At 66.2% G+C, this 941-nt stretch carries 1 protein-coding gene; it reads right to left on the bottom strand.

Annotated elements, in window-relative coordinates; genetic code table 11:
• Window positions 1–941 (bottom strand): hypothetical protein (locus AC1DZC_RS19875; RefSeq protein ID WP_477044465.1); only part of this gene is annotated, 941 nt, incomplete at both ends.

The raw sequence follows: 941 nt of genomic DNA, 5'->3' as shown, positions 1-941 counted from the left end.
CCCTCCACCGCCTCCGCCGCCTCCGCCCCCGGCCGGTGGCGGGGCATCATCGCGCAGGATCTTGAACACCTTGGTAAGCGGCACGCCGAAATAGTCGGTAAGCACGGTCACGGTAGTTTCGCCGGGCAGCGGCTGAGAGGCGATCTCGAACGTGCCGGGGAAGGGATCGCCCGTGCTGTCGATCGTGATCGTCACCCCGCCTGTCGCGGAAATGGAATAGGTCGTCAGGTCGCTGACATCGGTCGCGCCGAGCAGTCGCGCGATGCTGCCCTGCCGCGGCAACTRGCCCGCATCGATCGTGCCGGCATTGCTGGCGGTCACATGCACGTCGGGCGCATCGCCAAGCGCGTGCTGATTGAGCGAGGTGATATCGGAGATCGGCTCCCATGCCACGCCGCCCCACCGGAGCACGGCGCCGGTGACCGGATTTGTCCAAAGATCGTCGATGGCGTTGGCGACGGGCGCCGTGGTCGAGGTGAACAGGGTGATGCTGCCGCTGCTCAGGAATCTCCAATAGGTGCTGCCGATCACCGGATCATTGCCGGCGGTCGGCGTCGGCCAGATATAAAGCCAGCGCGACTTGTCGGGCATCTCGACGATATTGCCGTCGCGATAGGTCAGGGTGTCGTCATAGGGGCCGAGCTCGACAATCGGCGCGGTGTACGCGATGTCGCTGAAGCTATGCACCGCCCAGGTGCGCTCGGCGCCGATCGCCAGCTTCCGGAACGGCGCGGCAACACCGATCTGCTCGACCTTGCTGACCATCGGCAGGCTGGTGCCGTCGGCCGCCAACGTGACCGAGGGAGAAGACGGCGCGTCGATCGGCACCACGAACAGTTTGCCGAGCCAGGAGACGCCGGCGACGGCGTTGACGCTCGCCGCCAGCCCCTGGATCAACTGCCGCGCCGTCGTCTGCTGGTCGAGATAGAGCGACAGGTTGT

The organism is Cellulomonas sp. P2_B4 (assembly GCF_056404795.1).
The sequence above is the reverse complement of the archived record's forward strand: the minus strand, read 5'-3'. Positions and strand labels throughout refer to the sequence as shown.